This is a genomic window from Akkermansia sp. 54_46, from assembly GCF_001917295.1.
In the GTDB taxonomy this organism is placed as follows: Bacteria; Verrucomicrobiota; Verrucomicrobiia; order Verrucomicrobiales; family Akkermansiaceae; genus Akkermansia; species Akkermansia muciniphila.
In genome coordinates this window covers 66,277-92,641 of sequence record NZ_MNUD01000002.1, presented here as the reverse complement: position 1 = coordinate 92,641, position 26,365 = coordinate 66,277, and the positions used below count along the sequence as shown (strand labels likewise).

At 55.6% G+C, this 26,365-nt stretch carries 22 protein-coding genes and 3 tRNA genes; 18 read left to right on the top strand and 7 right to left on the bottom strand.

The annotated features are described in order from the left end of the window. The first annotated feature begins 15 nt into the window (after positions 1-15). The 5 genes from BHW66_RS01570 (at position 16) to BHW66_RS01550 (ending at position 5,017) form a co-directional block, all read left to right on the top strand. On the top strand, positions 16-1,443 hold the full coding sequence (locus tag BHW66_RS01570) for a tetratricopeptide repeat protein (RefSeq protein ID WP_046434774.1): 1,428 nt from the start codon (positions 16-18) through the stop codon (positions 1,441-1,443). 57 nt (positions 1,444-1,500) lie between these two features. Continuing rightward, on the top strand, positions 1,501-1,800 hold the full coding sequence (locus tag BHW66_RS01565; RefSeq protein ID WP_046434776.1) for a twin-arginine translocase TatA/TatE family subunit: 300 nt from the start codon (positions 1,501-1,503) through the stop codon (positions 1,798-1,800). Between the two features lie 504 nt (positions 1,801-2,304). Beyond that, positions 2,305-3,711 (top strand): MBL fold metallo-hydrolase, encoded by a 1,407-nt coding sequence (locus BHW66_RS01560; protein ID WP_046434779.1) that lies wholly within the window; start codon positions 2,305-2,307, stop codon positions 3,709-3,711. A 167-nt stretch (positions 3,712-3,878) separates the two neighbouring features. Beyond that, a complete protein-coding gene (locus BHW66_RS01555) occupies positions 3,879-4,238 on the top strand; it encodes an arsenate reductase family protein (RefSeq protein WP_012419295.1) in 360 nt (119 codons plus the stop codon). A gap of 8 nt (positions 4,239-4,246) precedes the next feature. Beyond that, on the top strand, positions 4,247-5,017 hold the full coding sequence (locus BHW66_RS01550) for an ion transporter (RefSeq protein ID WP_102733023.1): 771 nt from the start codon (positions 4,247-4,249) through the stop codon (positions 5,015-5,017). 101 nt (positions 5,018-5,118) lie between these two features. Here BHW66_RS01550 and glgP read toward each other — a convergent pair whose 3' ends face one another. Then, entirely contained in the window at positions 5,119-6,783 is a 1,665-nt protein-coding gene (gene glgP, locus BHW66_RS01545; RefSeq protein ID WP_012419293.1) for an alpha-glucan family phosphorylase, read from the bottom strand. 260 nt (positions 6,784-7,043) lie between these two features. Between glgP and tdh the strand changes: the two genes are divergently transcribed. Then, positions 7,044-8,081, top strand: coding sequence for an L-threonine 3-dehydrogenase (gene tdh, locus BHW66_RS01540; protein ID WP_012419291.1), 1,038 nt, complete (start codon positions 7,044-7,046; stop codon positions 8,079-8,081). A 112-nt stretch (positions 8,082-8,193) separates the two neighbouring features. Here the strand turns inward: tdh and def are convergent, their stop codons facing one another. Further along, positions 8,194-8,874 (bottom strand): peptide deformylase, encoded by a 681-nt coding sequence (def, locus tag BHW66_RS01535; RefSeq protein WP_237970524.1) that lies wholly within the window; start codon positions 8,872-8,874, stop codon positions 8,194-8,196. A 176-nt stretch (positions 8,875-9,050) separates the two neighbouring features. Here def and BHW66_RS01530 point away from each other — a divergent pair, with 176 nt between their 5' ends. Together BHW66_RS01530 and BHW66_RS01525 are read left to right on the top strand one after the other, a co-directional pair. Continuing rightward, positions 9,051-10,307 (top strand): hypothetical protein, encoded by a 1,257-nt coding sequence (locus tag BHW66_RS01530; RefSeq protein WP_046434783.1) that lies wholly within the window; start codon positions 9,051-9,053, stop codon positions 10,305-10,307. Between the two features lie 58 nt (positions 10,308-10,365). After that, positions 10,366-11,151: an SDR family oxidoreductase gene (locus BHW66_RS01525; RefSeq protein ID WP_046434785.1), complete on the top strand. Its 786-nt coding sequence runs from the start codon at positions 10,366-10,368 to the stop codon at positions 11,149-11,151. 178 nt (positions 11,152-11,329) lie between these two features. Here the strand turns inward: BHW66_RS01525 and BHW66_RS01520 are convergent, their stop codons facing one another. Further along, on the bottom strand, positions 11,330-11,827 hold the full coding sequence (locus BHW66_RS01520) for a hypothetical protein (protein WP_046434787.1): 498 nt from the start codon (positions 11,825-11,827) through the stop codon (positions 11,330-11,332). A 194-nt stretch (positions 11,828-12,021) separates the two neighbouring features. On the opposite strand from BHW66_RS01520, the gene BHW66_RS01515 reads away from it, so the two are divergent. The 6 genes from BHW66_RS01515 to BHW66_RS01490 all read left to right on the top strand — a co-directional run bounded on the left by BHW66_RS01515 (position 12,022) and on the right by BHW66_RS01490 (position 16,460). Further along, a tRNA-Thr gene (locus BHW66_RS01515) sits at positions 12,022-12,096 on the top strand. A 44-nt stretch (positions 12,097-12,140) separates the two neighbouring features. Beyond that, positions 12,141-12,216, top strand: a tRNA-Lys gene (locus BHW66_RS01510). 36 nt (positions 12,217-12,252) lie between these two features. After that, positions 12,253-12,328: transfer RNA gene (locus BHW66_RS01505), tRNA-Lys, on the top strand. A gap of 589 nt (positions 12,329-12,917) precedes the next feature. Continuing rightward, positions 12,918-14,876, top strand: a complete 1,959-nt coding sequence (locus BHW66_RS01500) for a TaqI-like C-terminal specificity domain-containing protein (RefSeq protein ID WP_286688828.1) — start codon at positions 12,918-12,920, stop codon at positions 14,874-14,876. A 4-nt stretch (positions 14,877-14,880) separates the two neighbouring features. Beyond that, positions 14,881-15,144, top strand: a complete 264-nt coding sequence (locus tag BHW66_RS01495; RefSeq protein ID WP_042447518.1) for a hypothetical protein — start codon at positions 14,881-14,883, stop codon at positions 15,142-15,144. Positions 15,145-15,227: 83 nt separating this feature from the next. Further along, positions 15,228-16,460, top strand: a complete 1,233-nt coding sequence (locus tag BHW66_RS01490; protein WP_146023987.1) for a hypothetical protein — start codon at positions 15,228-15,230, stop codon at positions 16,458-16,460. 15 nt (positions 16,461-16,475) lie between these two features. On the opposite strand, the gene BHW66_RS01485 is transcribed toward BHW66_RS01490, so the two are convergent. Continuing rightward, positions 16,476-17,213 carry a hypothetical protein gene (locus BHW66_RS01485; protein WP_102738214.1) on the bottom strand — a complete coding sequence of 246 codons (738 nt, stop codon included), beginning with the start codon at positions 17,211-17,213 and terminating at the stop codon, positions 16,476-16,478. A gap of 160 nt (positions 17,214-17,373) precedes the next feature. On the opposite strand from BHW66_RS01485, the gene BHW66_RS01480 reads away from it, so the two are divergent. After that, positions 17,374-18,405, top strand: coding sequence for a tetratricopeptide repeat protein (locus BHW66_RS01480; RefSeq protein ID WP_164917361.1), 1,032 nt, complete (start codon positions 17,374-17,376; stop codon positions 18,403-18,405). Here the strand turns inward: BHW66_RS01480 and BHW66_RS01475 are convergent. Continuing rightward, positions 18,402-18,869, bottom strand: a complete 468-nt coding sequence (locus BHW66_RS01475; RefSeq protein ID WP_146018619.1) for a hypothetical protein — start codon at positions 18,867-18,869, stop codon at positions 18,402-18,404. The two genes, BHW66_RS01480 and BHW66_RS01475, sit on opposite strands and share 4 nt — an antisense overlap. Positions 18,870-18,981: 112 nt before the next feature. Between BHW66_RS01475 and thiD the strand changes: the two genes are divergently transcribed. The 3 genes from thiD (at position 18,982) to BHW66_RS01460 (ending at position 21,896) form a co-directional block, all read left to right on the top strand. Beyond that, positions 18,982-19,770 (top strand): bifunctional hydroxymethylpyrimidine kinase/phosphomethylpyrimidine kinase, encoded by a 789-nt coding sequence (thiD, locus tag BHW66_RS01470; RefSeq protein WP_046434800.1) that lies wholly within the window; start codon positions 18,982-18,984, stop codon positions 19,768-19,770. Between the two features lie 185 nt (positions 19,771-19,955). Then, positions 19,956-20,228: a hypothetical protein gene (locus BHW66_RS01465; protein WP_012419280.1), complete on the top strand. Its 273-nt coding sequence runs from the start codon at positions 19,956-19,958 to the stop codon at positions 20,226-20,228. Positions 20,229-20,513: 285 nt separating this feature from the next. Next, positions 20,514-21,896 carry a DASS family sodium-coupled anion symporter gene (locus BHW66_RS01460; RefSeq protein ID WP_046434804.1) on the top strand — a complete coding sequence of 461 codons (1,383 nt, stop codon included), beginning with the start codon at positions 20,514-20,516 and terminating at the stop codon, positions 21,894-21,896. Between the two features lie 46 nt (positions 21,897-21,942). On the opposite strand, the gene BHW66_RS01455 is transcribed toward BHW66_RS01460, so the two are convergent. Beyond that, entirely contained in the window at positions 21,943-25,113 is a 3,171-nt protein-coding gene (locus BHW66_RS01455) for an efflux RND transporter permease subunit (RefSeq protein ID WP_046434806.1), read from the bottom strand. Between the two features lie 12 nt (positions 25,114-25,125). Further along, the gene (locus BHW66_RS01450) at positions 25,126-26,355 is read right to left on the bottom strand and encodes an efflux RND transporter periplasmic adaptor subunit (protein WP_022197368.1); all 1,230 of its coding nucleotides are present in this window, start codon (positions 26,353-26,355) and stop codon (positions 25,126-25,128) included. Positions 26,356-26,365 lie beyond the last annotated feature (10 nt).

Here is a 26,365-nt window from a genome sequence, read left to right as displayed (position 1 = left end):
ATGACTTGTTCCGGTATGAAGAAACATTGCAGATGGTGGCTTTTTGCCGGATTGTGGGGACTGTCCCTCGTTCAGCATCCACTTCTTGCTTCTCAGAATATTTCCTCTCCGGAGCCTGCCGGGGAGGGAAATTTTGAGGCTTACTTGTCCGGTCTCCGCGAAAGAGCTCTGAATGGGGATCCAGCTGCCGCCCGGGAGCTGGCTGTGCATTATGACGTGGAGGGTAATGCTGCGGAAACGTCCAAATGGATGTCCGAGTATGTTTCCTTGGCAGAGAAAAGGGCCAATAACGGAGATGTGGATTCCATGCTGGATTTGGGCAAGCTGTTTTATACAGGCAGCCGCCTGTACCCAAAGAACCTGGAAAGGGCCCGGTACTGGTTTACCCGGGCTGCTGACAGCGGTAATGCCGCGGCACAGTACCAGGTGGCTGTAATGGCTTCCCAGGGAGCAGGAGGACCGAAGGATGAAGCAACGGTAGCCCTTTATTATAAAAAATCTCTCCAGACGTGGAAGAAAGAGGCGGATGACGGTGATTCCAAGGCGGCGTTATGGGCTGCCCTTGTTTATGAACGAAAGCTGGTTCCGGACAGTTCTCCGGAAAAGTCAGTCCCATATCTTCTTCAAGCAGCGGAAAGCGGCAACCTGACAGCACAAGGCCTTCTGGCATTTAAGTACCGGGATGGGCTGGGAGTGCCGCAGGATGCGGCCAAGGCCGTAGAATGGTTTGAGAAAGCGGCCTCCCGTAAAGATTTGGGAGCCGTGATGGAACTGGGCATAATGTTCCGGGACGGCAAGTATTTGCCCCCTGACCGGGAAAAGGCCTTCCATTGGTTTGAAAAAGGGGCGGAATGGAAGGATCCGTACAGCATGGCTGCCCTGGCGGATATGCTGCTGGAGGGAACTCCTTCCGCAGAACAGGCGGCCCGGGCCCTGGCTCTGTATCGTGAGGCTGCCGCCGCCGGTTATTTCCCTGCGGCACTAAAGGCCGCGGAGTTGCTCCAGAACGGGAAGGGCGGGGAACTGGATGCGGATGAGGCCTACAGGCTGCTGCGGCGTGTGGCGGATGCTACAGGGGATCCCAAGGCCATGTACATGCTGGCCCAGGTATATTATACACGGGGTGATGAGGCTCAGGGAGATTCCCTGATGAAAGCATCCGCCCAAGCTGCCTATTTGCCGGCCATGAACCGCATGGCGCGTCTCCATCTTCTGCCGGACAGTTCACTGCCCTGGAATCCGGTTTTATCCTATTATTATTGGAACCAGGCTGGAGAAATGGGGGATGAAAAGGCGGCTTCCGCCGCTTTTTGGCTGTTGTGGGGCGGCTCAGGCATCTTTTTGCTGGCAATATTTATTATTGTCTGGCGTTTTCAGCGTTTTGCCGCCAGAAGGCTTGCGGAACAGCAGAAACAGGAACGGGAGGCCTCTGATGACGCATGAAGCGTATTATGAGGTATCCGGCATGAAAAAAATCTGTTAAAAATACTGTAGTACTCCATGATGAACATGTTAGCTATTTTTGGACTGGGAACACCGGAGATTATCGCCATTCTGGTGATTGTTTTCCTTTTGTTCGGCGCAAAGAAACTTCCGGAATTTGCCCGCGGACTGGGCAAGAGCCTGGGAGAATTCAAGAAGGCCAAATCTGAATTTGAAGAAGAACTGCTGAAGACCGAGAAGGAGACCATGAGTGATGCTTCCGCCTCCAAAACGGAGGTCCGGCCTTCTTCCGAGCTTTCCCAGCCCATTGACGTGGAGGTGGAGAAGACAGCGGACTCCAAACCGGAGGACAAGTAATTTTTTGTAATTGAACGGCATTATGAACAGGGCGGGAATTTCCTGTCCTGTTCATTTTAGCTGAAAGGCTTCATTAAGATTAGGCGGGACTCTTTTTGCCGGCCGCTTTTTTCAGGAGGCGGGTTGCAATCAGAACGGAATGTTTTCAGAATAACCTGCAGGTTTTATTTTTGGCAGTGATACCGGAGGGCTCTCCTGGATGCGGGTATTCCGGCGTGCATTCGTGATGGAGCATGTGCCTTGCGAAGGGGAAGTTTTTGACGGATGCATTTTTACGGAAACCGCAACCCGGGCGGGAAAGAAGTGCAATTTCATGTTCACAGGAATACTGTACAGAAGGAGGAATGGTGCAGTTTATTGGTTTTTCTCTTTTTATGGCCTGGAAAAAAGAAAAGGCATGGATTTTGCGGCTGATGTTTCCCGTCTTTCAAAGGGTATATTGAATGAAAGGCTTCAGGTATTGATCTCTTGCGTTGCCCGCTGGCTTGTTGTACACATGTATTAATGAAAATTCATTTTTGCGGTGCAGCGGGAACGACGACGGGCTCCCAGCATTTGCTGGAGGTGAACGGGTGCCGGATTCTTCTGGATTGCGGCATGTATCAGGGGCGGCGTGAGGAGGCATGGCATATCAATAAGGATTTCCCCTATTTTTCCCCGGCGGAGGTGGATGCGGTAGTTCTGTCCCACGCTCATATTGATCATTCCGGCAATCTTCCCAATTTAGTGAAACAGGGGTTTCAGGGAAATATTTACAGTACATTTGCAACCAGAGATCTTTGCCAGCTCATGCTGGCGGACGCCGCCCGCATTCAGGAGCACGACTGCGCATTCATCAATAAGATGAACAAGCGCCGCGGTATTCATCAGCCGGATGTTTATCCTACTTATTCCGAACAGGATGCGGAGCGGTGCATGCGCCAGTTCGTGAATATCGGGTATGACCGGCCCATTCCCGTTGTTCCGGGGGTGACACTCACGTTCTATGATGCGGGCCATATTCTGGGCGCTGCGCAAGTGTGCCTGGATATTGAGGACAGGGAAGACGGGCGGAAGAAGCGTTTCCTGTTTTCCGGGGATGTGGGGCGGGGAGATAACGAATTACTGCGCGATCCCGTCCCTGTTCCGGATGTGGATATTTTGCTGATGGAGAGCACTTACGGCGGCCGTTTCCATGAGGCCCCCTCCCGTGATGACGAGACGTTCTGCCGGGCTATCAAGGAGGCTCTGGAATTAGGAGGCCGCGTTTATATTCCGGCTTTTGCGGTGGAACGCACCCAGCAGCTGCTTTATCTGCTGAACAGGGCCTACCATGAAGGCACTCTGCCCTTGTTGCCCGTATATGTGGACAGTCCCATGGCAGTGGGTGCGACGGAAATTTTCCGCATTCATCCGGAGTGTTTCAATAAGGAGGTTTATGATTTCCTGTTCCGGGAGAAGGATCCGTTTTGTTTTGAACAGCTGCGTTTGATCCGTTCCGTGGGCGAGTCCCAGGCTTTGAATAAAATGAACGGGCAGGCTATTATTATTTCCGCCTCAGGAATGTGTGAAGCAGGGCGCATTCTTCACCACCTGGCGAATAACATCGGCGATCCGAAAAATACGGTTCTTTTTGTAGGCTATTGTGCGGAACATACACTTGGCCGCAAGATTATGGATGGGTGGAAAGAGGTTCCCATCCTGGGTAAACAATATCCTGTCCGGGCCAGAATACGGGAGATGGATTCCTTTTCCGGCCATGCGGACCATGGAGAACTGCTGGAGTATTTTGACAGGACCGGGGGGCCCAAGAGGAATATCATTCTGGTGCATGGGGAGGAGAAGGCTACCCAGGCTCTAGCGGGGGCGCTCCGGGAGCGTCAGGCCAATCCCGTTTCCATCGCGCAGTTGGGAAGCGCCATGGTGCTTTAATGTTCCGGAATATAGAATTTCTGCAGTATCTGCACGCATTCCGGGCTTTCGTTCTCAGGTTTTGTGTTCAACGGCGGATACATCGGCAGCCTTCCAATCAAGTCATGACGTCGGGATGGCTGCGCTGGCCGCTTGACCCGGTGTGTTTACGGGGCTAGCGTGCGGATATGTCTTCATTATTTATTGAATATCCCAAATGCACGACCTGCCAGAAAGCAAAGAAGTGGCTTGATGAGCAGGGAATTTCTTATGAGGATCGCCATATTGTGGAACAGAATCCCACGGCAGAGGAACTGCGGAGCTGGATTGAAGGGAGCGGATTGCCGGCCAAGAAGTTTTTTAATACCAGTGGATTGCTTTACAAGAGCATGAAGTTGAAAGATCAGCTTGCCGACATGAGCCTGGATGAGCAGATAGCCCTGCTGGCTTCCAACGGCATGCTGGTTAAACGCCCCATTTTTATTACCAATGGAAAGATATGCGTCGGCTTCAAGGCTGACGAGTGGAAGGCCGCCCATCGTTCCTAATTCCCGCCATGCCCCAAATTACCCGCACCAAGCTGGGCGCTGCCAATTTCGGTCCCTGGGAGAACATTGTCAGGGTACTGATTCTGGTATGGTTCATGCTGTACACGTTGAATGCCATTCCGGATATTCATCCTCTGGTAGGCCGTATCGCGGCCAAGGTAAATTACTGGATCAGCTATTTCTTCATGTTTGAGTATATCCTGCGGGTGCTGTGCGCCAAACCGCGGAAGGCTTATATTTTCAGCGGCATGGGTATTCTGGATTTTATTGTCTGCGTGCCGTTCCTGGGCATGTTTTTCGGGACAGACTGGCAGATTCTTTATTCCCTGCGGATTGTCCGCATACTGGCTATTTTCAAGTTGGCCCGGTTTAATGAAACCGCCGCCAGTTTTAAAAAGGCTTTTTACCTGATCCGGGATGAGTTTTTTCTGTTTTTCTCCGTGATCCTGTTCATGCTGTACGTCACTTCCCTGGGAATTTATATTGCAGAGCACGATGCCCAGCCCGAGAAATTCCGTTCCTTTTTTGACGCGCTCTGGTTTGCCGTGGAAACGTTGAGTACGGTCGGGTACGGAGACCTAGTGCCTATTACGCCCATGGGGCGTATTTTTACCGGGGTGATTATGTTTATTGCCGTGTCCATCATTGCTATTTCCACAGGGCTGATCACGTCTGCTTTTTCCCGCGTATGGCAGCAGGAGAATGTTTTTGCGCACCGTCATAAGCGGGACGCAGACAAGGTGGCGGCGGAGGCCGGGGAGGAGGAAGTACCCAAGTAGGCTTGACCCGCTTCCCGTGGATTTTTGACACCGGTTTCAAAAAGAACGGCCGCCTTTCCCAAAGAAAGGCGGCCGTTGCGTAAGAGGGACAAGGCTGTATCTTAGCTGTTGTACATTTCCGTGTAGTACTGATCCGCCATGCGGTCGGAGTCGAATTCGGGATAGATGTCTGTCATCGCATTGAAAACGATGTCCATCCACTTGTCGTTGTGATCGTAGTAGAGGGGAAGAATCTTGTCGTCCAGAATGTTGTAGAAGTTATCGCGGTCGGAGCGGTCGCGGGCTTCCGGGGAGAGATGGGCGGGCGCTTCCGGAATGACGAAGCAGTTTTCTCCGTCCTTGGCGAATTCACAGATCCAGCCGTCATTGGTGGAGACGGAGATGGAGCCGTTCATGGCGGCGGACATGCCGGAGGTGCCGGATGCTTCCCGGGTTACCACGGGGTTGTTGAGCCATACGTCGGAGCCGTTTTTCAGGTAGCGGCTCAGGCCCAGTTCATAGCCGGTGAGCACGGCGGAACGGGGATATTTGGCCGTCAAGTCATTCAGGCGGTTGAAGATTTCAATAGCGCCATGATCCATCGGGTAGGGTTTGCCGGCCCAGATGAACTGCACCGGATAGTTGGTGCGCTGGAGCATGCGTTCGAACATCGTGGGATTGCCGGTGACCAGGTCCGGACGCTTGTAGGCCGCGAAACGGCGCGCCCATACGATGGTGAGGCAGTTCGGGTCAAAGACGCGGCCCGTTTGTTCACCCACCATGCGGAAGAGAGCTTTTTTCAAAGCCCGCTTGCGGCGGATGAACGCTTCCTTGTTGCGGGCCTGGAAAGCTTCCGCCAGTTCCGGATCCTGCCAGTATTTCTGATTCTGGGCATTCGTAATATGGATGATGGGGCATATACCCTCATAGTCCTTCCACATCTGGCGGGATACTTCTCCATGGAGTTTGGAAACGCCGTTGGCGATGTGGGAGAGGCGCAGGGCGGCCAGCGTGTAGTTGAACGTATTGTCCGTCATGCCTACGGCGGCGCGCACCTGTTCCATGGAGAGCCCGTCGAAGAAGGAGAACGTATTCATGGTGTTTACGTCCATCTTTTCGTTGCCGGCTTCTTCCGGGGTATGGGTAGTGAAAACGAAACGCTTGCGCACTTCTTCCACACTGCCGGTCTTGGCAAGCACGTGGAAGGCGGCAGCCAGGCCGTGGGCTTCGTTTAGATGGTAGATTTCCGGTTCAATGCCCAGTTCGTCAAAAAGGCGGGCGCCTCCTTTGCCCAGCAGTACGTACTGGGCGATGCGGGTGAAGCCGTTGGCGTCGTACAGGCGGCGGGAGATATTGCGGCTTTCCTCGTCATTTTCCTCCAGGTCCGTGGAAAGGAAGAACATGGGCGCAGTGCCGAATGTTTCCGGATTCAGGAAGTAGGCTTTTACCCAGACGGGAGCTCCGCAGACATGAATGAGGAATTTGATGTTGTGATCTTCCAGGAACGGGTAGTTTTTACGCATGTATTGCGTGGCCATGGATCCGTCCTCCGCACGGATCTGGTTGTAGTAGCCGTAGCTCCACAGAATGCCGACGCCTACGAGGTTCTGGCGCAGATCATGCGCACTGCGCATATGGGAGCCGGACAGGTAGCCCAGACCGCCGGAATAGATTTTAAATGAATTATCAATGGCGTATTCCATGGAGAAGTACGCAACGCTTTTCCCATATTTGGGGTCTATTTCATACGGGTGCTCGAAAATGGTGGGTAAAAATGATTTCGCCATGGTTCTGTAAATAGAGTAAAGTGTTCAAAAGGAGAACTCGCACGCCTTGGTATCATGATTCCTTCCTGTTGGAAAGGGCAAATTGCGTGTGTGTCTGAATTGTCGATTGAACAGGAATGTCTTTCCGGCGTTTGTCGCCCGCCGCTGCTCCGGGCGTTTCCATGGGAAGGGAAGGGGGGGCGGAAGCCTCCGTTCCCTAGGCTTTTTCGGCGCTCCGAAATGAATTTTGAGCTTGCCGACGCAGGGGAAAAAGAGCATGAATGGGGGGCATGAAAGCTCTTGTAAAAACGCAGGCTGGCCCCGGTTTGGAATTGATGGATGTTCCTATGCCGGAAGTCGGCCCGAATGACGTCCTGATCAAAATTCATAAAACAGCCATTTGCGGCACGGACCTTCATATTTGGAATTGGGATAAATGGGCCCAGCAGACCATTCCGGTAGGGATGCATGTGGGCCATGAGTTCTGCGGCGTGATTGAGTCCGTAGGTTCTTCCGTGACGGAATACAAGCCCGGGGAGATTGTTTCCGGTGAGGGGCATATTGTCTGTGGCCATTGCCGCAGCTGCCGTTCAGGGCAGAAGCACTTGTGTCCCAACACAAAGGGTGTGGGAGTCAACAGGCCCGGCTGCTTTGCGGAGTACCTTTCCATTCCGCAGGATAACGTGGTGCGCATCCACAAGAGCATTCCGATGGAAATCGCCTCCATTTTTGACCCGCTGGGCAACGCCGTCCATACGGCTTTGTCCTGGGATCTGGTAGGCGAGGACGTCCTGATTACGGGAGCCGGGGTTATCGGCTGCATGGCTGCCGCCGTCTGCAAGAAGGCCGGAGCCAAGACGGTGGTTATTACGGACATCAATGATTTCCGCCTGGGTCTTGCCAAAACGCTGGGGGCGGACCGAACCGTGAACGTGACCCGTGAAAAGCTGGAAGACGTGATGAAGGAACTGGAAATGACGGAGGGATTTGACGTGTGCCTGGAAATGAGCGGCGCTCCGTCCTGCCTGAAGGACATCATCGACAATTCCCGCAACGGAGCCAACATTTCCCTGCTGGGGATTCAGCCCGATGGTTCCAGCATCGAGTGGAATAAGTTCATATGGAAAGGGTTGAAGATGAAAGGCATTTATGGACGTGAAATTTTTGAAACTTGGCATAAAATGGATTCCATGATTCGCAGTGGCTTGAATGTGGCGCCCATCATCACGCACCGTCTGCCCTACACGGAATTCCGGGAAGGGTTTGAAGCCATGAATTCGGGAAAATCCGGCAAGGTTGTTCTGGACTGGATTGTTTGATTCTCTCTTTTTCTTTCCATGTGATTATGGATGCCCCGGTTTCCTGGAGGGAGACCGGGGCGTTTTTTAGGGAAGGGCAGTAAAAAGGGGGGATAGGTTTGTTGCCTGAACGTCAGGCTGTTTTTCCGGGAGGCTGCGGCATCCGGGCTTTCCATGCCTGGGCGCGGCGTTTTTCCTTCATGCGGCGAGCGTAGCTGTCGTCATCTTCTTCAAAAGCGTCCGGATGGGTCAATCTGAGCCTCCGTATCACCTTGTCATGGTCACCGGGGGAAACCAGATCCGTAAACAGGCCGCCGTGAAGGTGGTCTACCTCGTGCTGCAGGCAGCGCGCCAGCAGTCCGTTGCATTTCACGGTCACAGTCCGTCCGTCCATCATGGTTAAAACAGCCCTTACGCAGGAGCGGCGCATCACGTTCGCATATACTTTGGTGATGCTCAGGCACCCTTCCCGGTACGGCACTTTTTTGCCGAAGGGATGCAGGATGGGATTGATAAAATTCAAGGGCATGATTCGGGACAACGTAGTTGGGCATCCGTCCACTTCCAGCCAGGTAGTGGTTGCGTCTGTGGAAGGGATGTTGATGGTGACCAGCTGGATGGGCCTGCCCACCTGCGGCGCAGCCAGGCCTATGCCTCCCTGGGCCAGGGTTTCCTGCATATCGTCCAGGAAGGAAAGGATATCCCTGTTGATATGAACCACGGGCCCGCATTCCTCTCTCAAAAGAGGATATCCGTATTGAAGAATATCAAGAATCACGGCAGACAGGATGATATGGATAAAAGAGTGTGACATCCCGATTCAGAAGAGTGTTCATTATATTAAATGAATATTTTTTCCGTCGAAGGAACGGAAATGTTTTTCCCGGATGAAATGAAAAGGCCTTGAACTTTGATGACGCTTTTTTACGGTAGTTCCGGTGCCGCGATGCGGGCCGGAGTTTCATTCTCCCTCCTCAACGCTACGTTCTCATGAAGCTTGGCTCCTGTTTTTCTCTGTTCCCGAATTTGCCGTTGATGGGAGGCGCGCTTCTGCTGGCGCTGTGTTTGTGTTCCTGCGGAGATAAGGGAAAGGAGGCCGGGGCTGCGGAAGCAGGGAAGTCAGAAAGGCTTTCCCCGGTGGAATCTTATGAAGAGCTGCTTTCCCTGCGCCTGAAGGAAGTGGAACAGATGACGGATTTGGTCGTTTCCATCCAGGACCGTACCGCAGGAGAGGCCCTGATGAATGAACTTGGGCGCCTGACGGAGAAGTTTAAATTTTACGATATGAATTGCGGGCGCCTGATGGCTCTGAATCCGCGCGTGCATGAAGAATCGCGTAAGATGCATCCCGCCTTTCATTCCATTCTCCGGGAGCGCGTGGACAAGGCCCGCGACCGGATGATGTCGGGAATACTGAAGCTCCATGAATTCAGGTATTATGATTCCGATGTCATCAGGAATGATCTGGAAAAGTGCGGTCTCAGCCTGACGGACGAACGGGTGGCCCTGTATTTGAACAACAAGATAAAGCCGTTTCTGAAGGCTTATCTGGAACAGTATTCCACCATGGTGGACATGCTGGAGGGGATTGATAATAAAGTTGCGGCGGAAGCCTATGCCGTATCTGTAGCCCTTCAGGGACGAATGGTCAGGGAGCAGATGAACAACATTGCCAGAATGGAGAAGAAGTATGGAGACTGGATTCCCGGTTTTGAACGGCATTTCCATGATGGGCTGGAAAAGATGAGAAAGAAGGCGGAGGATGAGCGCAAACGCGCTTTCCGAGCGCTCCTGAAACTCACGACGGCCAGGATGTATGATTCCCCTTCCATGCAAAAGGCAGTGGAGGGGCTCAAAATAGAGCAACCCAGGCTAATCGATTTTCAGGAGTTCTGGGCCGATCCTGTCGCGGCCATGGAAGAGTTCTGCGCGTGCCTGGAGAGAATTGACTTTCTCCTGCGCAGCATCAAGGATGCCGGAACGGCTGACCAGTGCGCCATGGAGCTGGTGGAAGTGGTGGCCAAGTTGAAAAGGTTGCGCTATGTTGTTGATGATTTCCAAAAATCCGGACGTATGAATCTGGTGAAAACCGGGGATATGGAGCGTATCAGCCGCCGTGCGGAGGAAGCGGAAATGGCCGTTTCCGGTTCCATGGCCCGTCTTATTGTGGAAACGGACGTGGTAACCCGTTCTCCTCTCCTTTCCAGAGCCATGGGGCTTTACCGCGATGTAATGTATGCACGTTAAGTACCGTATGCCGGAAGGCGATGATTGACTTTCTTGAGTGGAATATGACAATCAGCCTATGAGGGATGTTGATTTTTCCGGCAGTACCGTGGTGGTGACGGGAGGAGCCTGCGGCATTGGCCGCGCCATTGCAGAAGCTTTCGCTGCGGCGGGCGCCCGGGTGGCGGTTTTGGATGTGAAGCATGAGGAAACGGCCTCCCTGCTGGAGGAATTGCCGGGAGAGGGGCATCTTTGCGTGACGGGCAACGCGGGTGTGGAAGAGGACGTGCGGTCTTTTGCGGAAAAGGTGTTGGAATGTTTTGGCCGTGTGGATGTGCTGGTAAATAATGCGTGCATCACGCGTCGCGGCATTCTTTCCGGCTGTTCCTTCGAGGAATTCAATGAAGTTTTGCGCGTGGGAGTTTCCGCGCCCTATCTGCTGAGCCTTTTATTTCGCGACCATTTTTCCCGCGGCGCTTCCATTGTGAATATTGCTTCCACCCGCGCTTCCATGTCCCAGAAGGATACGGAAAGCTATAGTGCGGCCAAGGGCGCCCTCACTTCTTTAACTCACGCTCTCGCCATGAGCCTTTCCCCTTTCGGCGTTCGTGTGAACAGTATCAGTCCAGGCTGGATTGACACGGGGGTGTTCGGCGTCCTGTCTCCGGAAGATGCTTTTCAGCATCCTTCCGGGCGCGTCGGTTCGCCGGAAGATATCGTGAAGGCCGTTTTCTTTCTATGCGGCTCCAGCTTTGTCAATGCGGAGAATCTGGTCATTGACGGCGGCATGTCCCGTATGATGGTGTACCACGGAGATGAGGGGTGGTCATTCCATCCGGAACGGCCGGACAGCGTTCCTTCCTGACGGGCTTGCGCTTCCGGCATGCTTTCCATTGCAGCTGTTTCAAACAGGTCCCGTGCCGTCCGGACGCCTGTTCCGCCTGGAACTGGAATAACAGCGGCAGGAGCGTCCGTTTGCCTCCATAAAAAGGGCCATCCCCGGAACGGAGTGGCCCTTGTTTATGTCCCGAAGGAGAATAACGTCAACGGATGGTAACGCGGGGATCGTTCGCCAGAACCTCGGCCAGTTCTTCCCAGCCGTCTTCCGTCTGGAGCTGGAACATCTGGAGGTAGACGGACGCTACGCCGGCAGGGTATTTTTCGAACAGTTCGTCCACAGCTTTGGCGAGTTTCTCCTTGTCCAGCGTTTCCGGCAGTTCATTGACAATGCCGTTGCCGTCATGGGGGATGCCCAGGGTATTCAGGAACGTAATCAGCATGCCCTGGTGTTTGCGCAACAGCCAGACCTGAAGCAGATGGTCACCGATTTCATTGCTGGGTTTCCATGACAGCATTTTCTTGATGAAGGAAAATTGTTCCTGAAGAGGTTTGCGCTGGATGAATTCGGGGCGCAGTTTTTTCAGGGCTCCAAGTTCACGCACGGCAGCGCGGTAAATGGCGCGTTCCTGGTTGCGCATCCAGTCCAGAATGTTGCTGATTGTTTCTTCGTCCGCCTGCTGGAAAATGTAATATGCCTTCATGATAAGTAGGGAAAGAAAAGCTCTTTGAGGACATGCACTCCACCATGTTTCCCCCGCCTATGCAAGCTCTTCTACTGTCACCTGCCGCTCTTGGCTTTTATTCCGCATTCAAGGCGTAAAAAAACGGTCTTATTGCAAAAAAGACTTGCTAAAAGGGGTTGCTTATGATTACTTGCTTGTGCGCTTCTCGCGATGCCACTGTAGCTCAGGGGTAGAGCAACGCATTCGTAATGCGTGGGTCGTCGGTTCAATTCCGACCAGTGGCTCCATCTTCATGGGTGGTGCTTGTCGCGGGGGGAATCGCCGGATACATGCCTCGTTAGCTCAGTTGGTAGAGCAGCTGACTCTTAATCAGTTTGTCCACGGTTCGAGCCCGTGACGGGGTACCATCCGGTTGTTCCTGCAAGGAACGCCATCATTCCTGTGCCTCGTTAGCTCAGTTGGTAGAGCAGCTGACTCTTAATCAGTTTGTCCACGGTTCGAGCCCGTGACGGGGTACCATTTCTTTTCTAGTCCGGCTTGCTGATGGCAAAGCCGGATTTTATTTATTGCAAAATAGGGGAATAGAGAGACGAATTGAGGAAATTCTTCTGAATTTGAAGAAGGTGACAACGTCAGCATGGGGAGGCTGGCGGGGCATTTCCTGCCTTAGCCTCCTGTCTCATCGATGCTTGAAATTCCCTTTCTGCCGGAAACGCTTTTCGATTGATTCATCATGGCCATGATTGACTTTTCATCCAGCGCTGCGCCGGAAAATAATAATAGGGGATATTTTTCAAATGTTTATCGGGCGGTTAAAGTTTTTCAATATGCGCTCATATAGGTGAATCTGTTCGAATGACCCCTTCCCGGTGGTTGATACGGTTTTGGGGCGCCGGGAATGTTCAGAAAAGGGAGTTCCGGGCATTCATGTTCTGAAGCTGGCTTTCTGGACAATTTCTCCTTTTGGTTGCGCGGCCTGTTCCAGTAGTGTACGAATGCCGCAGTGAAGGAGCGGAACGTTCAGGATTGTTTTATAGCTCAGTATTTCTCCGTGGAGAAGGGCAACGGGGGCCGTCCTGAAACCTGGGAACGATTGAAAGAGGTTTTGATGGACAACTTGCAGAAACGGCAGGCAGGCCATGAGGGCCGGCTGCCGGGGGGATTCGCTTTTTCCTTGAGGGAAGAGGATGCCTGCCGGGTTGTTACTCCTTCCGTGCTGGAAGGATTGCTGGGGCGTTTCCTGACGGACGCCCGCCGTTCCGGGACGGTGTATACCCCCGGTTTTCTTGTTCGCTGGATGGCCCGGGAAGCGGTATCTTCCTGGCTGGAATCCAGATTGCCTTCTCCCAGGAGCGGTGATGAAGAAGCCGGGTTGCTGGGAAGTATCCGTGTGCTGGATTTATCCGTAGGGGCCGGAGCATTCACCATGGGAATGCTCCGGGAGCTTGTCGCCCGCAGAAAGCTTCTGGAACCGGATTGCCCGGAGCCCGATTTAATCCGCGCCGTTTTGGAAGAGAATATTTACGGAGTGGATGTTTGCGCGGAGGCATTGGAGGTGGCCCGTTTCCGTTTTCGTTGCGCATGGTTGGCCGCCGGAGGAAAGGGGGATTTACGGGATCGCCTGTTGTGCGGGGACAGTCTGGATATGTCTGCGTCCGGCGTCTGGCGTCAGGGTCTTTCAACGGTGATGGAGGAAGGAGGCTTTGACCTGGTGATCGGCAATCCCCCTTTTGTCGGAGAAAAAGGGAACAAGGAATTATTTGACCGTTTGAAATGTTCTTCTCTTGCTTCCTACTGCTCTTCCCGCATGGATTACTGGTACGTGTTTGCCTGTGTGGGGCTGGATGCCCTGAAGCGGGGGGGCGTAATGCATCTGGTCGTTCCCAACAAGTGGATGTCTAATGCGGGAGCCGCCTCTCTCCGCCGCAAGCTGCTGGAAGATTGCGGTTTGCTGCGCCTGTCGGATTTCGGAGCCTGCCGCGTGTTTGAATCCGCCCGCGTCCATACCATGACTGTTCTGGCGGAGAAAAAGGGAGAGGGAGGCGGACGCCTGGTTCCGGAATACCGCCGTTTTGGCGGCTCCTTGAATGACGTGGAATCATTTCTGGAACATGAGCCGTACCGTCGGTTTCCCTTGCCGGAAGATGCCGGAGCGTGCGTCAGGGAAGGATTGTCCTTCTGCTCTGCAGCAGAGCGGCATCTTCTGGAAAAGATGGATGCCTGCCGGAATTTCAGGCTGGATGCCGCAAAGGAAATGACGCAGGGGATTGTGCCGAATCCTGACGTCGTTTCTTCCCGAGCTCTGGAGAATCTGGCGCCGGAAACAGTGCGGCGGTACGGAATCCGGAGGGGGGATGGGGTATTTGTCTTGCCTCAGGGGTATTTTGGCCTGTTGCCGGAACGGGAGCGGCGTTTTCTCAAACCTCTGTATGAACCTGTCCAGGCAGGGCGGCATGCACTGAAAGCTCCGGAGAAGGTGCTGTTATATCTGACTCCGTCCAACGGAGCGGAGCAGGCCGTTACGCTTTTGCGCCATTTGGAAAAATTCCGTCCCCTGATGGAGGCCCGGCGGGAAACACGCATGGGCCGCATGAAATATTACCATGTGCACTGGCCCCGGCAGGAACGTTTTTTCCGGCCCGGCCCCAAAATTCTGGCTGTCAGGAAGTGTGCCCGTCCAACCTTCTCCTATACGGAAAAGGAAGCTTATGTGATGATGGCATTCAACGTGATACGCTCGGAACGCGTGAGCATGAAATATCTGGCGGCCCTGTTCAATTCGCGCCTGATGCAGTTTTGGTTTCTCCGCCGGGGAAAAATGCAGGGGGATTTTTTCCAGATGGATACCGCCCCTGTCCTCCGGGCTCCCATCCGGGTCCCCGGTCTGTCCCTGCTGCGGGAAGTGGAAGGGCTGGCGGACGCTCTCGCGGTCCGCTATTGCCCGGAAGGGGATGAGCGGATGAATGGGCTGATGGAAGACATTTACGGCCTTTCCCCGCAGGAGCGGGAAATAATTATTCAGTCATGTTCCCCCATGCGGGCCGGGAGGGAAAGCTTGCCGGAGTGATGATTTGGTGCCGGTAACTGTTCGCGATGATGCCAGGCTGCTGCATCGTTGTTTCTTCATCGTACAGGAAGTGATTGAAATGGCCCGGTTCATCAGGCCGGAGATACAACAGGCCGATGTAGCTGTAACTCCAAGCCGTGCTGAAACCTGCGTCCCTGGCCTTCTGATGGAGACGTTCCGGATGGGCGCACTGGTGCGTCCATCATTGCCGTTCTTCGTAACAACCCTTTCAGAAAACAACAATGTCGAAAGGAGCATCCGGGCTTGATTTTCGGAGAGGGCTCCTTAAGATGTGCGCCCAATTTGTTTGTTTAGCCTATGATGAAGCTTGTTTTTCCAGGAATGTTCCTGTTGGCCGCTTGTTGGTATGCCGCCTTTCCGGCGGCGGAAGCTGGCGCGGGAGCAGTTCAGTCCCAGCCGGTTTCCGGGGGCTCTCTGCCGTCCCTGTGCCGTGTGCTGGATCGCGGTCCGGTGCTGTACCGGAATGATTCCTCATGGATCAGGAAGGTGAAGCTGACGCTGATTGGCCAGTATCAGGCAGCAGCCGTCAGCCCCAATGGGGCCAATAAATTCTGCCCGTCTTCCGGCGGCCATAACAACGGGTGGAGGCGCGCTTACCTGGGCGGCGACATCCTGATGGGGGACGGTTCCTGGCGCCTGTCCAATCTGACGAATGTGGGGGATTTGGAAGGCCGGCACCGTGAAGTGCGGGGAGAATGGATCGGCAGCCATACGGAGTGGTCCCTGTATGAACTTTATCTGGAAAAGACCATGCCCGGCGTCAAGTTCAGGGCCGGTAAGCTGACGCCTCACCTGACGTCGGAGTATTGCCTGGCTTCCTCCCGGATTAAAACAGTGGAAAGATCCGCCCTGTGCAATGAATTGATTCCCATTTCCAACTGGGGTCTGGAGGCCAATTTTCAGAAGGATGCCAAGAGCCTGTACCATTCCTACGGCATTTACCTGAATGCGAACGGTACGGATTTGAAGGATGAAATCCAGTTTCATTCTGCAGACAACCTGTTTATCCTGAACGCCATGAAGTGGAAGGTGGCTTCTCCCATGTGGGACAGCCAGTTTCTGGGGTACCAGTATGCCCATAATTTTACGGAATGGCGGGGAAGGAAAATCCCTTCCACGTCCGATTACTGCGGAACGGGCGCGCAGGACGTGATTTCCCTGAGCTGGGACGCCAGCCGCGGCGCTTTCTCCATCATGGGGAATTTGCTGGCAGGCGTGGGAATTGTAGGCCAGCCCGGTGCAAAGAATGTGTACGGCCTGGTTCTGCAGCCCGTTTACCGGATTTCCCCGCATTTTGAGGGCGTCTTTCAATACCAGTGTTCCTTTGGAAACCGTTCTGTGAAGCTGAATACCCGTTATGTGCCCAGCGTCACCCATTATCCCGCATGGGTGGACAGCATGCATTCCTTTTACCTGGGGCTGAATTGCTATCTGTGTCCGGAGGCCGTCAATGCGGTCAAGCTGATGCTGGCTGTAGAGTATGTCACCAGCCATGTGGACTCGGCAACGGCCAAAGCTTTCAATGGATGGTCTGTTTTCGGGGCTGTCCGCTTCAAGTTCTGAGGCTTTTGCCCCCTTCTATTGTAATTTCTTCAATAAGGTGGGCTGATAGGCCGGGAGAGCCGGGATAGGAACGTATCCGGGCGGGAGCTGATCCCAGACGGGATGCATGGGCTGGGCATCCGCCTCAAAAACGGTTCCGTTAAAGGATTTGATGATGGTGCGGATGGCTCCGGACGGAGCCGGCTGCACTACCAGGGGGCGCGGCGCCGATTCCGGAAGATTCATGTGCAGGTTGACTTCCTCTTCATTCCAGGCGGGCCAGGAATCGGAAGACGTGGGGATTTCACGAATTTCCGTATTGGCGGCGGAACGGGGCGTATGGAAAAAGGGGCTGTCCGGATCCCCGTCGTTCAGCCAGATTTCCTCATCCGGCGTTTCGGTTGTGATGACAATTTCTTCCTGGTTTTCCGCATGGTGAAACTCATAGCCTGACCGCTCATGGACGTCCCTTTCCGTTTTGTCGTCATTCATGTGGATGCTGATGGCCGGTTTGCTTTTGGTGGCCTCGTGGGGAGTATGGGATTGGAAGAGGGCTGCCTGCCGCTTCAGGGTTTCCGGAGAGGTTCCGCGTGCGTATTTGGGGAAGAAAACGCTCTTGGTGTCTATTTTGCCAGGGTGTACTTTTACCGGTTCATCCGACAGCTCAAAGATGTATTTTACGGGAAGTTCCGTCGCGGAACCCCGGCAGGAAAAACTTACCAGGAACGCCGGGCCCAGGCATGTCAAGAGATACAGGGGCAGAACGAATTTCATCAGAGGTAGAACTGGTTTCAGTAGAGCAAAAAGAGGGAAATATTCAATGCAAAAAGAGGAAATCCGGCTCTCCGGCTTCGCGCTTCCGTGGCGTGCGGATGCGGCGTTTCCGTCATTTCTCTTCTTGGCAGCCTGGTGAGGCTGTCTTATGGTAAGGGTCATGATGAAACAAGTTGTCTCTTTATGTGCGGCTTCCTTTGCCTTCTTTTTTTTGAGCGGATGTGACCGCGCCCCTTCTTCCGGGGAAAAGCGGGCTTCCTCTGCTGCGGAACGGGAAAAGCCGTCTGCGGTGCGGAAAGAGGCGGAAACATGGAGAGCGCGTCTGGACGCTGCTGTTGCCGGCGCCGTCCGCGAGAAGGAAAATGGCAGCGAACATGTAAAAGCCCTCAATGATGTGGCTGCCCTGTATGCGGAGGGATTGCAGAATGGCTGGGTTCATCCGCTGGACGTGCGGGCCTGGTGTGATTCCGTGGCGGAGACCGGGTCCGGGTATTCCGGGGAAACGGTCATTGGCGCCATGTTCCTGTATGGGACGGGGATCAAGCGTGATGCCGTCGCGGCCAGGGAGTGGTTTGAGTACGGGCTTGCCCGCCCGGGAACCCAGCGGGGGAACGCCTTGTACATGTTGGGAATGATGTATTTCAAGGGGGATGGCGCGGATCAGGATCTGAACAAGGCTCTGGGGCTGTGGCACAAAGCGGCGGATGAGGAACATCCGGCTGCCATGGGGCTGCTGGGCCGGGCTTACATGGAGGGGAAGATGGGTTTTGAGAAGGATGCCGCTTCCGGCCTGGCGCTGCTGGAAAAGGCCGCCAATGGAGGGAATACGCCTTCGTCCGTTTATCTGGGGAACATTTACGCAAAGGGGCAGGGAGTGGCGCGGGATATGGAGCGTGCCATGAAGTGGTATGAACAGGCGGCTTCTGCCGGAGACGCCCATTCCCAGTATATCGTGGGACTGGCTTATCTGGAAGGTTCCGGCGTGCCTGCGGATGAGGGCAAGGCGTTCAACTGGCTCCGGCTGGCCGCCGGGCAGGACCACGTCAACGCCATGCTGATGCTTTCCGTCTGCTACAGCACCGGAAAGGGGACCCCTCAGGATGCGGATATGGCGGAAGTCTGGAAAAAGAAAGCGCTTCAACTGAATGCGGAGCGCGAGGGCGGTTCAGCTCCGCAGACGCAGAAACATTAGCTTTCCCTGATTTCCCTGTTCAGGAAATCCAAAGCTTTCCTCCGTTCCAGAATAACGTTCCCCCGGGAGTCCGGAATGACCAGCAGGCCGTCCCGGTGTTCCAGTATGGCGTGCATCATGGCGAATACATGGCCCAGGGCATATTCGTCTTCCAGAATGAAGCGCAGCATTTTGGTGCGGTTCCCTATCTGCCGGAGGGCCGCGCCGTCCCTTTTGAACGCCTGGCGCGCGTCGTCCGTTTCCATGACCCAGAATACGTCCAGCTGGGATTCCCCCGCTTCATCCAGATATTCTCCTTCCAGTACATGGTCCGGAGCGTTTTCCGGCGCGCCGGAAAGGTTCAGCCGGAAACAGCCGTCCAGGCGGAACATGCTCTCCTGCAATTCCTCTGCGGCCGGCAGAGGGGCATCCTGAATGAAAAGCCAGAATTCCTGTTCGTCCGGGGCGGGGGAGGCGTGCGTCATGAGATGATTATGGCATTCCCTCCTTGTTTTCCCACCCGGATTTGTGACATTGAGGCGGCGCGTGCGGATTTTTGGATGTTCAAGAGCTTTCTTCCCGATTAAAAACAGGGCCATGAGTATTCCCGTAATGATGACGATTGCCGGTTCCGACTGCTCCGCGGGGGCCGGTCTCCAGGCTGACCTGAAAGCGGCCCATGCCATGGGGGCGTTTGCGCTTACGGCCGTTACCTGCGTCGTGTCCGAGGCGCCCGGGACAGTGCGCGGCATTCAGGAGGTGGACCCTGCGCTGGTGGCTGACCAGGTGCGCATCAATCTGGAACATTTTCCCGTGCGCGCCGTGAAGACGGGCATGCTGTATTCCCCGGCTATCGTCCGTGCGGTGCATGAGGTGCTGGCCGGGGCGGATGTTCCCGTTGTGGTGGACCCGGTTATGATCGCCACGGCGGGCGACCGCCTGATGCGGGAAGAGGCGGTGGCTGTTTATGAAGAGCTTCTGCTGCCGGGAGCGGCGTTGCTTACTCCCAATTTGGATGAGGCTGCCGTCCTGCTCCGTTCTTCTGTTAATCCGGGCAGGGATGAACTGCCGGAGGCCGCCGCGCGCCTCGCCGTCAGGTACGGATGCCCCGTCCTTCTGAAGGGCGGCCATCTGGAGGGGGACTGCCGGGACGTGCTGTCCGGCCCGGACGGCTGCCTGCTGGGGCAATGGGAGCGCCCGCGCGTACAGGATGTGAGCACTCACGGAACGGGCTGTTCCCTGTCCGCCGCCGTCGCGGCGCGGCTGGCTGCCGGGGATGGACTGGTTGCAGCGGTGGAGCGCGGCCTGGAATTCATCGCTTCCGCCATCCGGAACCATCTGCGCTGGGAACAGCCGGTCCGGGTGGATGCGCTGAAATTGTGGTAAAACCTCCTTCGCCCCGGTTGTCTTCCTCTCCCGCACGGATTGGGGAACCCGGGGACTGCCTCCGCCTTTCTGTGCCTTAATAACGCTTTGTGCTTGCGTAAGGGAGGTGGGGTTGGTAGTTGTATCCACGCCCATGTGCCACATGGAGCTCGTAAGAATTAGTAAATATCATAGCAATCATCACTATGGGACAGCAAATCCGCAAAGTCACCAAGCGCCGCAGACGTATTGAATACCTCAAGCGTAAGAAGGAACAGTCCAAGTTGAATTCCAATGCGCCTATCCGTCTGGCCGTTCCCGTTGCCAAGGATGCCAAGCCTGCCGCCAAGGAAGCTCCCGCCAAAAAGACTGCGGCCAAGGCCCCGGCCAAAAAGACTGAAACCAAGGCTGCCGCCGCCAAGAAGGCTCCCGCCAAAAAGCCGGCTGCCAAGAAGGCCGCTGAACCCGCCGCCGAATAATTGCCCGGGCGGAGGTTTCCCCTCCGTGCATCAATCAGACAGTTTTACAAGCCGCCGTGCGATTGCATGGCGGTTTTTTTTGCATGTCCGGGCTTCCTGTATTTTCCCGGAGCGGGAAGAGGTGGCGCGGCTTTCCCGGTGATGCGCGCCGTGCGTATTCTCAAGCCGGCGGTTGATCTGTGTTTCCCTGTTTCCGGGGAAGGCCTTTTCCGGGGTTTTATGGAAAAGCATTGACACTGTTTTTCTGATGCGTACAAATAAAATAGCGTCGTTTATCTTTACTTTATGCGCCACCGTACTGCAGACACTCCCAAAGGGCACCGCAATTACGTCATCATTGCGTGTGACGTGCTTCTTTTTCTGGCTATGCTCAAGTGGCTTCCCGTAGAGCCGGAGGTGGCCAGGGGGCTTGCTGTTCTTACCTTTATCGGCATCCTGTGGCTGACGGAAGCCCTGCACGTAACCGTAACCTCCCTGCTGGTGCCGGTGCTTGCCATGTTTATGGGGATTCTGCCGGGGGAGAAAGCTCTGTCCGGTTTTGCGGACCCTACCATTTTTCTGTTTTTCGGGGGCTTTGCCCTGGCCGGGGCTCTTCACGAACAGAAAATTGATGCGTGGCTGGCGGGAAAAATCCTCCGGATGGCCCGCGGGAGCCTGGGGATGGCCCTGATTCTGATTTTCCTGGCTACGGCGTTTCTTTCCATGTGGATGTCCAATACGGCCACGGCGGCGATGATGCTTCCTCTGGTGATCGGCCTTCTGGACCGCGTTCCGGCGGAAAAACTTAAGACGACGGCTCCTTTTGCCATCCTGGGGGTGGCGTACAGCGCCTCCATCGGCGGCATGGGGACGCTGGTGGGTTCTCCTCCCAACGCCATTGCGGCGCATGAACTAGGCATGGGGTTTGCGGAATGGTTCCGGATTGCCATGCCCATTGTCCTGGTGTTCGGGGTGATCGTTTTCTTCCTGATGTACCTGTTCCTCCGCCCGAATCTGGGGATGCATGTGGATATGGTGCCGGAGGAAAGGGAGGGAACGGAGGGCAGGTTGAATGCCAGGCAGGTGCGTGTCCTTATTCTCTTCGTGCTGGTGGCCGGGAGCTGGATGTGCAGCAGTTTCCTTTCCTCTGCTTTGGGCGGCATCCCGTCCATGGACACGCTCATCGCGCTGAGCGCTGCGGTGCTGCTGCCGCTGTGCGGGGTGATCAACTGGAGCGGCATCGCCAAAAATACGGACTGGGGCGTCCTGCTTTTGTTCGGGGGCGGCATCACGCTCAGCAGCATCCTCGTCCAGACGGGGGCGGCGGGATTCCTGGCAGACCAGGTATCTTCTCTCGCCATGGGGCACAGCCCCATCGTCATCCTGCTCATCATCAGCCTCTTCATCACGTCGCTGACGGAATTCTGTTCCAATACGGCCAGTGCGGCCCTGGTGGCCCCGCTGATGGTCACGGTAGCCTCCGCCATGGGCATGTCTGCTACGCCGCTGGTGCTTCTGGTAGGCATAGGCGCTTCCTGCGCCTTCATGCTCCCCGTTTCCACTCCTCCTAACGCTCTGGCCTTCGCGACGGGAAAATTCCCTCAGATGACCATGGTAAAGGTGGGGCTGCTGATTAACGTGGTGCTCGTGTTCGTGAAGGCTTTCTGGGCCTGGATATTCTGGATGTAGGAGGAATGGGAAACTGTGCGGGAGCCGTTTTCCCCTTTCGGAAGTGTCATTCGGCCTGCTTCGCGGGGGCGGGGGCTCCCTGCTCCTTTTCCTGAAGTTTCCGCGCCGCTTTTTTGTCCAGCCCGGCGAGCTTGGCAATCAGGTAGAAGAAGGAAGGAATGAAAAATACCCCGATGAAGACGGCTGTAATCATGCCGCCAATGACCCCGACGCCTACCACCTGCCGCGCCGCTGCGCCCGCTCCCGTGGCGACGGCCAGAGGAAGGCAGCCCATGATAAAGGCGATGCTGGTCATCAGGATGGGGCGCAGGCGGATTCTGGCCGCATCCAGGGTGGCCGTGAGCAGGTCCGTGCCCTGACGGAGTTCCAGCACGGCGAATTCCACGATGAGGATGGCGTTTTTGGCCGCCAGGGCAATCAGGACGATGAGGCCGATTTCCGAATAAATGTTGAGGTCCAGCCTGGTAATCCACAGGGCCAGAAATGCTCCCAGGATGGCAATGGGGGCAGTCATGAAGACGGTTACGGGCAGGGACCAGCTCTCATACAGGGAGGCCAGAATCAGAAAGACAAACACGGCTGATGCCGCGAAAATCATGCCGATGGTGATGCCTTTTTGCGCCTGTTTTTCCTGGTAGCTCATTCCGGAATAGTCGTATCCCATGCCGGACGGCATGGTTTGGGCAAAAACTTCTTCCAGGGCGTTCATGACCTGGCCGGAGGAATAGCCCGGAGCCGGGGTGACGTTGAGCTGGGAACTGTTGAACATATTCTGGCGGATCAGGAATTCCGGGGCCCAGCCATGCGTAACGTTGATTACGGAATCCAGGGGAACCGGGTCTCCTTCATTGTTGCGCACATAGAACATGGAAAGCTTGTCGATGCTGTCCCGGTACGGTGCGTCCGCCTGCATGTACACCTGCCATTCCTGTCCGTAAATATTGAAGTTGTTCAGGAAGGTGCTTCCCATGTATGCCTGGATGGTGGCGTAAATCTCATCCACGTCCATATTCTGGAGAGTGGCCTGCTCCGTGTTTACATTCAGGTTGTACTGAAGGTTGGAGGGAGACATGAAATTGCTGATGCCCGCTATTTCCGGCCTCTTTTCCGCCGCCTCGATGAATTTGGACGTGTTGGCGGCCAGGAATTTTTCCCCGATGCCCTGGCGGTCCTCCAGCAGGAATGTGACATCCCCGGACGTTCCTACGCCAGGCAGGGGCGGCGGCGGAACCACATACGCCACGCCGGAGGAAATTTCCGCGTTCAGCCTGCTTTTCAGGCGTGCGGCGATGCCGTCCGCCGTCATGCCCGGAGCAGTCCGTTCGGACCAGGGTTTCAGGGAGATGAAGAAGAAGGAGTTGGAGGAGCTTTGGACGGAGCTGATGAGGTTGAAGCCGTTGACGGTAGTCACTACGTCCACGCCCGGATCCTCCCTGATGATTTTTTCAATCCGCGCGGCGGTGTCCGCCGTGACGTTCAGGGATGTATTGTCCGGCAGTTCCACGCCGCCGAACAGGTAGCCCTGGTCTTCATTGGGAAGGAATCCGCTGGGAATAAGTTTAGCCAGGGGAAAGAGAAGGGCGGTCATGGCGGCCAGCAGCAGGATGGACAGCCACATATGCCGGATAAGTCTGGCGCAGATTTCCACGTACCAGTCGCGCGCCTTGTTGAACCCCTTGTTGAACAATTTGAAAAAGGGCCCCAGCAGGGGAATGGAGTCAGCTTTTCCCCCTTTCAGCAGCCCGGCGGACAGGGTGGGGCTGAGGGACAGGGCGCAGAAGGCGGAAATGATGATGGACATGCCGATGGTCACGGCGAACTGTTCAAACAGTTTGCCTGTGACGCCGGGCAGCAGCAGCGTGGGGATAAAGACGCAGGAAATCACCAGCGCCGTGCTGACGATGGGGCCGGATACTTCCTTCATGGCCGCAATGGTGGCCTGGAGGGGCTTTTCTCCGTTGGAAATATGGTTCTTCACCGCTTCCACCACCACAATGGCATCGTCCACGACCAGACCGATGGCCAGCACCAGCCCCATCAGGCAGATGGTATTGATGGAAAAGCCGAACAATGGAAAGGCGATGAAAGCGCCCACGATAGACACCGGAACGGCAAAGGCCGGAATCAGCGTGCCGCGCCAGCCCTGGAGGAAAATGAAAACCACCAGCACCACCAGGCCCAGGGCAATCACCAGCGTGCTGACGATGTCTTCAATCCCGGCGCGGACGGCCAGCGTGGAGTCCAGGGAAACGAGGTAATCCATGCCGGGCGGCATATCCGTATTTTTCAGCAGGGCTTTGATATTGTCCACCAGCTGGATGGCATTTCCTCCGGGCGCCTCGTAAATGCCGATGGAAGCGGCGGGCATGTCGTTTACGGAAGAACTGAGGCTGTAAGTTTCCGAGCCCAGTTCCACGCGGGCGATATCTCCCACTCTTACGATGGAACTGTCCTGCCCGCGCACCACGATATTTTCGAATTCCTTCACGCTGGTCAGGCGTCCGGGCGCTTTTACGGTGAAGGAAAGCTGCTGGTCCGGCGGGGCGGGCTGCGCGCCTATCTTGCCCGCGGGATTTACGGCATTCTGGGCCTGGACGGCCAGCATCACGTCACGGGCCGTAATATTCAGGGCGGCCATCTTTTCCGGGTTCAGCCAGATGCGCATGGCGTAGCGGCCTGCCCCGAACACCTGCACGTCTCCTACTCCGGGCACGCGCTTGATGGCGTCCACCATATTGATATAGGCGTAATTGGCCAGCCAGAGGCCGTCATAAGTCCCCTGGGGGGAATAGAGGCTGACGACCAGGGCGGGCAGCCCGCTTGTCTTGCGGAGGGAGACTCCCAGCGCGCTGACTTCCGACGGCAGCTGGGAGGTGGCCTGCCCGTAGCGCAGGTAGGAAAGCACCTGGTCCATGTTGGCTTCCGTGCCGATTTCAAAAAGGATCATCATGCTCATTTGCCCGTTGTTGGTGTTGACGGAAGTCATGTAGGACATGCCGTCCACGCCGGACATTTGCTGTTCGATGGGGGATGCGATAGACTTGACCACCGTTTCACAGTCCGCTCCGGGATAAGTGGCCGTCACCTGGATGGAGGGGGGAATGATGTCCGGGTACTCGGAGATGGGCAGGCGCAGAATGGAAAAGGCCCCCAGCAGGACAATGATGACGGAGAGGCAGATGGAAAGGATGGGGCGCTTAATGAAGAAATCAGCCATGGCGGGAGGAGCTTATTGGTTGCTGGCGGGTACCGCTTTCAGGCGGGCGGTCGGATTTCTGGAGGCTGCTTCCGCCTGGAGAAGACCGTCCACGACCACTTTGCTTTGGGGGGTGAGGGAATCCGGTTTCAGGGGAGTAACCTGCTGCCGGTCTCCAAGTTGCGTTCCGGCTTGTACGGGGATGATGGAAGGGTGGTTGCCCTCATCCAGAACAATCACGAAAAAGCGCCCCTGTGTCGAAAGAAGGGATTTTGCCGGAACGGTCAGCGCGTTTTTGACGGTGGCCAGCCGGGCCGTGGCGATGATGAACATGCCGGGACGCAGCAGATAGTCCGCATTGGGAAGGTTGGCCTGTACGCGGATGGTGCCTGTCTGGGGATTGAACGCCCGGTCAATGGCAACTACCGTGGCTTGTTCCGGGTATTTGGTGCCGTCTTTCAGCGTAATGTCCAGCTTGCTGCCCGTCTGGACGCCTTCATTCCCGTTTTTCCCCGCCTGCTGAATCCATTCCTGCTGGGTGACGGCGAAATTGACGCGTATGGGATTGACGGAGGAGACGACGGCAAGGGGGCCGCTTTCCGGGCTGACCAGGTCGCCGATGTTTGTCCTGGAAATGCCGGCTATTCCGTCAAAAGGCGCGTACAGCACCGTATAGGAAAGATTTTTTTCAGCCAGGGCCAGGGCCGCCGCAGCCTGCTGCACCTGCGCTTCCGCGGCCAGGGCGGAGAGGCGCGTATCCTCGTATTTCTGTTTGGAAATGGCGTTCTCCGCGGCCAGGGGCCTGTAAATTTCCGCGTCGTAATTCAACTGCTGTAGCTGGGCCTGCGCCTGGGCCAGGGTGGCTTTGGCCTTGGATACCTGGTCCCTGAACGTGGAATCGTCAATGCGGAAGAGAACTTCCCCTTTCTTCACAATAGCGCCATTGGCGTAATTCTGCGTTTGAAGGTAGCCCGTAATCTGGGGGACGATGGAGGCGTTGTCCACGCCGTCCAGGTGGCCCACCCAGCTGCCCGTCACCGGAATATCCATGGTGACGGGATGTTCGTAAATAATTGTGGGCGTTTCATGCGGCACCTGTTCCGTCTTTTTACACCCGGCAAAAAAGAGGGAAAGCAGGCAGAGGAAAACGGCGGGGCCGGAGATAGAGCCCGTCAGGCGTGTCAAGTCCATGCTGGGAGTGACACGCCCGCGGGCTTCTTTGTTGAAAGAAGGTTTTCCGGGCGGCGTCGCTGTCCGCGTCATGCGCGGGGGG

What these genes read in the sequence shown, in the direction of transcription:
- def (WP_237970524.1), bottom strand. Translation starts at nt 8,874, where the DNA reads ATGTCACACTCTTTTATCCATATCATCCTGTCTGCCGTGATTCTTGAT.
- BHW66_RS01550 (WP_102733023.1), top strand. Translation starts at nt 4,247, where the DNA reads ATGCCCCAAATTACCCGCACCAAGCTGGGCGCTGCCAATTTCGGTCCC.
- BHW66_RS01570 (WP_046434774.1), top strand. Translation starts at nt 16, where the DNA reads ATGAAGAAACATTGCAGATGGTGGCTTTTTGCCGGATTGTGGGGACTG.
- BHW66_RS01555 (WP_012419295.1), top strand. Translation starts at nt 3,879, where the DNA reads ATGTCTTCATTATTTATTGAATATCCCAAATGCACGACCTGCCAGAAA.
- BHW66_RS01480 (WP_164917361.1), top strand. Translation starts at nt 17,374, where the DNA reads ATGATGAAACAAGTTGTCTCTTTATGTGCGGCTTCCTTTGCCTTCTTT.
- glgP (WP_012419293.1), bottom strand. Translation starts at nt 6,783, where the DNA reads ATGGCGAAATCATTTTTACCCACCATTTTCGAGCACCCGTATGAAATA.
- thiD (WP_046434800.1), top strand. Translation starts at nt 18,982, where the DNA reads ATGAGTATTCCCGTAATGATGACGATTGCCGGTTCCGACTGCTCCGCG.
- BHW66_RS01455 (WP_046434806.1), bottom strand. Translation starts at nt 25,113, where the DNA reads ATGGCTGATTTCTTCATTAAGCGCCCCATCCTTTCCATCTGCCTCTCC.
- BHW66_RS01485 (WP_102738214.1), bottom strand. Translation starts at nt 17,213, where the DNA reads ATGAAATTCGTTCTGCCCCTGTATCTCTTGACATGCCTGGGCCCGGCG.
- BHW66_RS01475 (WP_146018619.1), bottom strand. Translation starts at nt 18,869, where the DNA reads ATGACGCACGCCTCCCCCGCCCCGGACGAACAGGAATTCTGGCTTTTC.
- BHW66_RS01525 (WP_046434785.1), top strand. Translation starts at nt 10,366, where the DNA reads ATGAGGGATGTTGATTTTTCCGGCAGTACCGTGGTGGTGACGGGAGGA.
- BHW66_RS01500 (WP_286688828.1), top strand. Translation starts at nt 12,918, where the DNA reads ATGGACAACTTGCAGAAACGGCAGGCAGGCCATGAGGGCCGGCTGCCG.
- tdh (WP_012419291.1), top strand. Translation starts at nt 7,044, where the DNA reads ATGGGGGGCATGAAAGCTCTTGTAAAAACGCAGGCTGGCCCCGGTTTG.
- BHW66_RS01530 (WP_046434783.1), top strand. Translation starts at nt 9,051, where the DNA reads ATGAAGCTTGGCTCCTGTTTTTCTCTGTTCCCGAATTTGCCGTTGATG.
- BHW66_RS01465 (WP_012419280.1), top strand. Translation starts at nt 19,956, where the DNA reads ATGGGACAGCAAATCCGCAAAGTCACCAAGCGCCGCAGACGTATTGAA.
- BHW66_RS01565 (WP_046434776.1), top strand. Translation starts at nt 1,501, where the DNA reads ATGATGAACATGTTAGCTATTTTTGGACTGGGAACACCGGAGATTATC.
- BHW66_RS01450 (WP_022197368.1), bottom strand. Translation starts at nt 26,355, where the DNA reads ATGACGCGGACAGCGACGCCGCCCGGAAAACCTTCTTTCAACAAAGAA.
- BHW66_RS01560 (WP_046434779.1), top strand. Translation starts at nt 2,305, where the DNA reads ATGAAAATTCATTTTTGCGGTGCAGCGGGAACGACGACGGGCTCCCAG.
- BHW66_RS01520 (WP_046434787.1), bottom strand. Translation starts at nt 11,827, where the DNA reads ATGAAGGCATATTACATTTTCCAGCAGGCGGACGAAGAAACAATCAGC.
- BHW66_RS01460 (WP_046434804.1), top strand. Translation starts at nt 20,514, where the DNA reads ATGCGCCACCGTACTGCAGACACTCCCAAAGGGCACCGCAATTACGTC.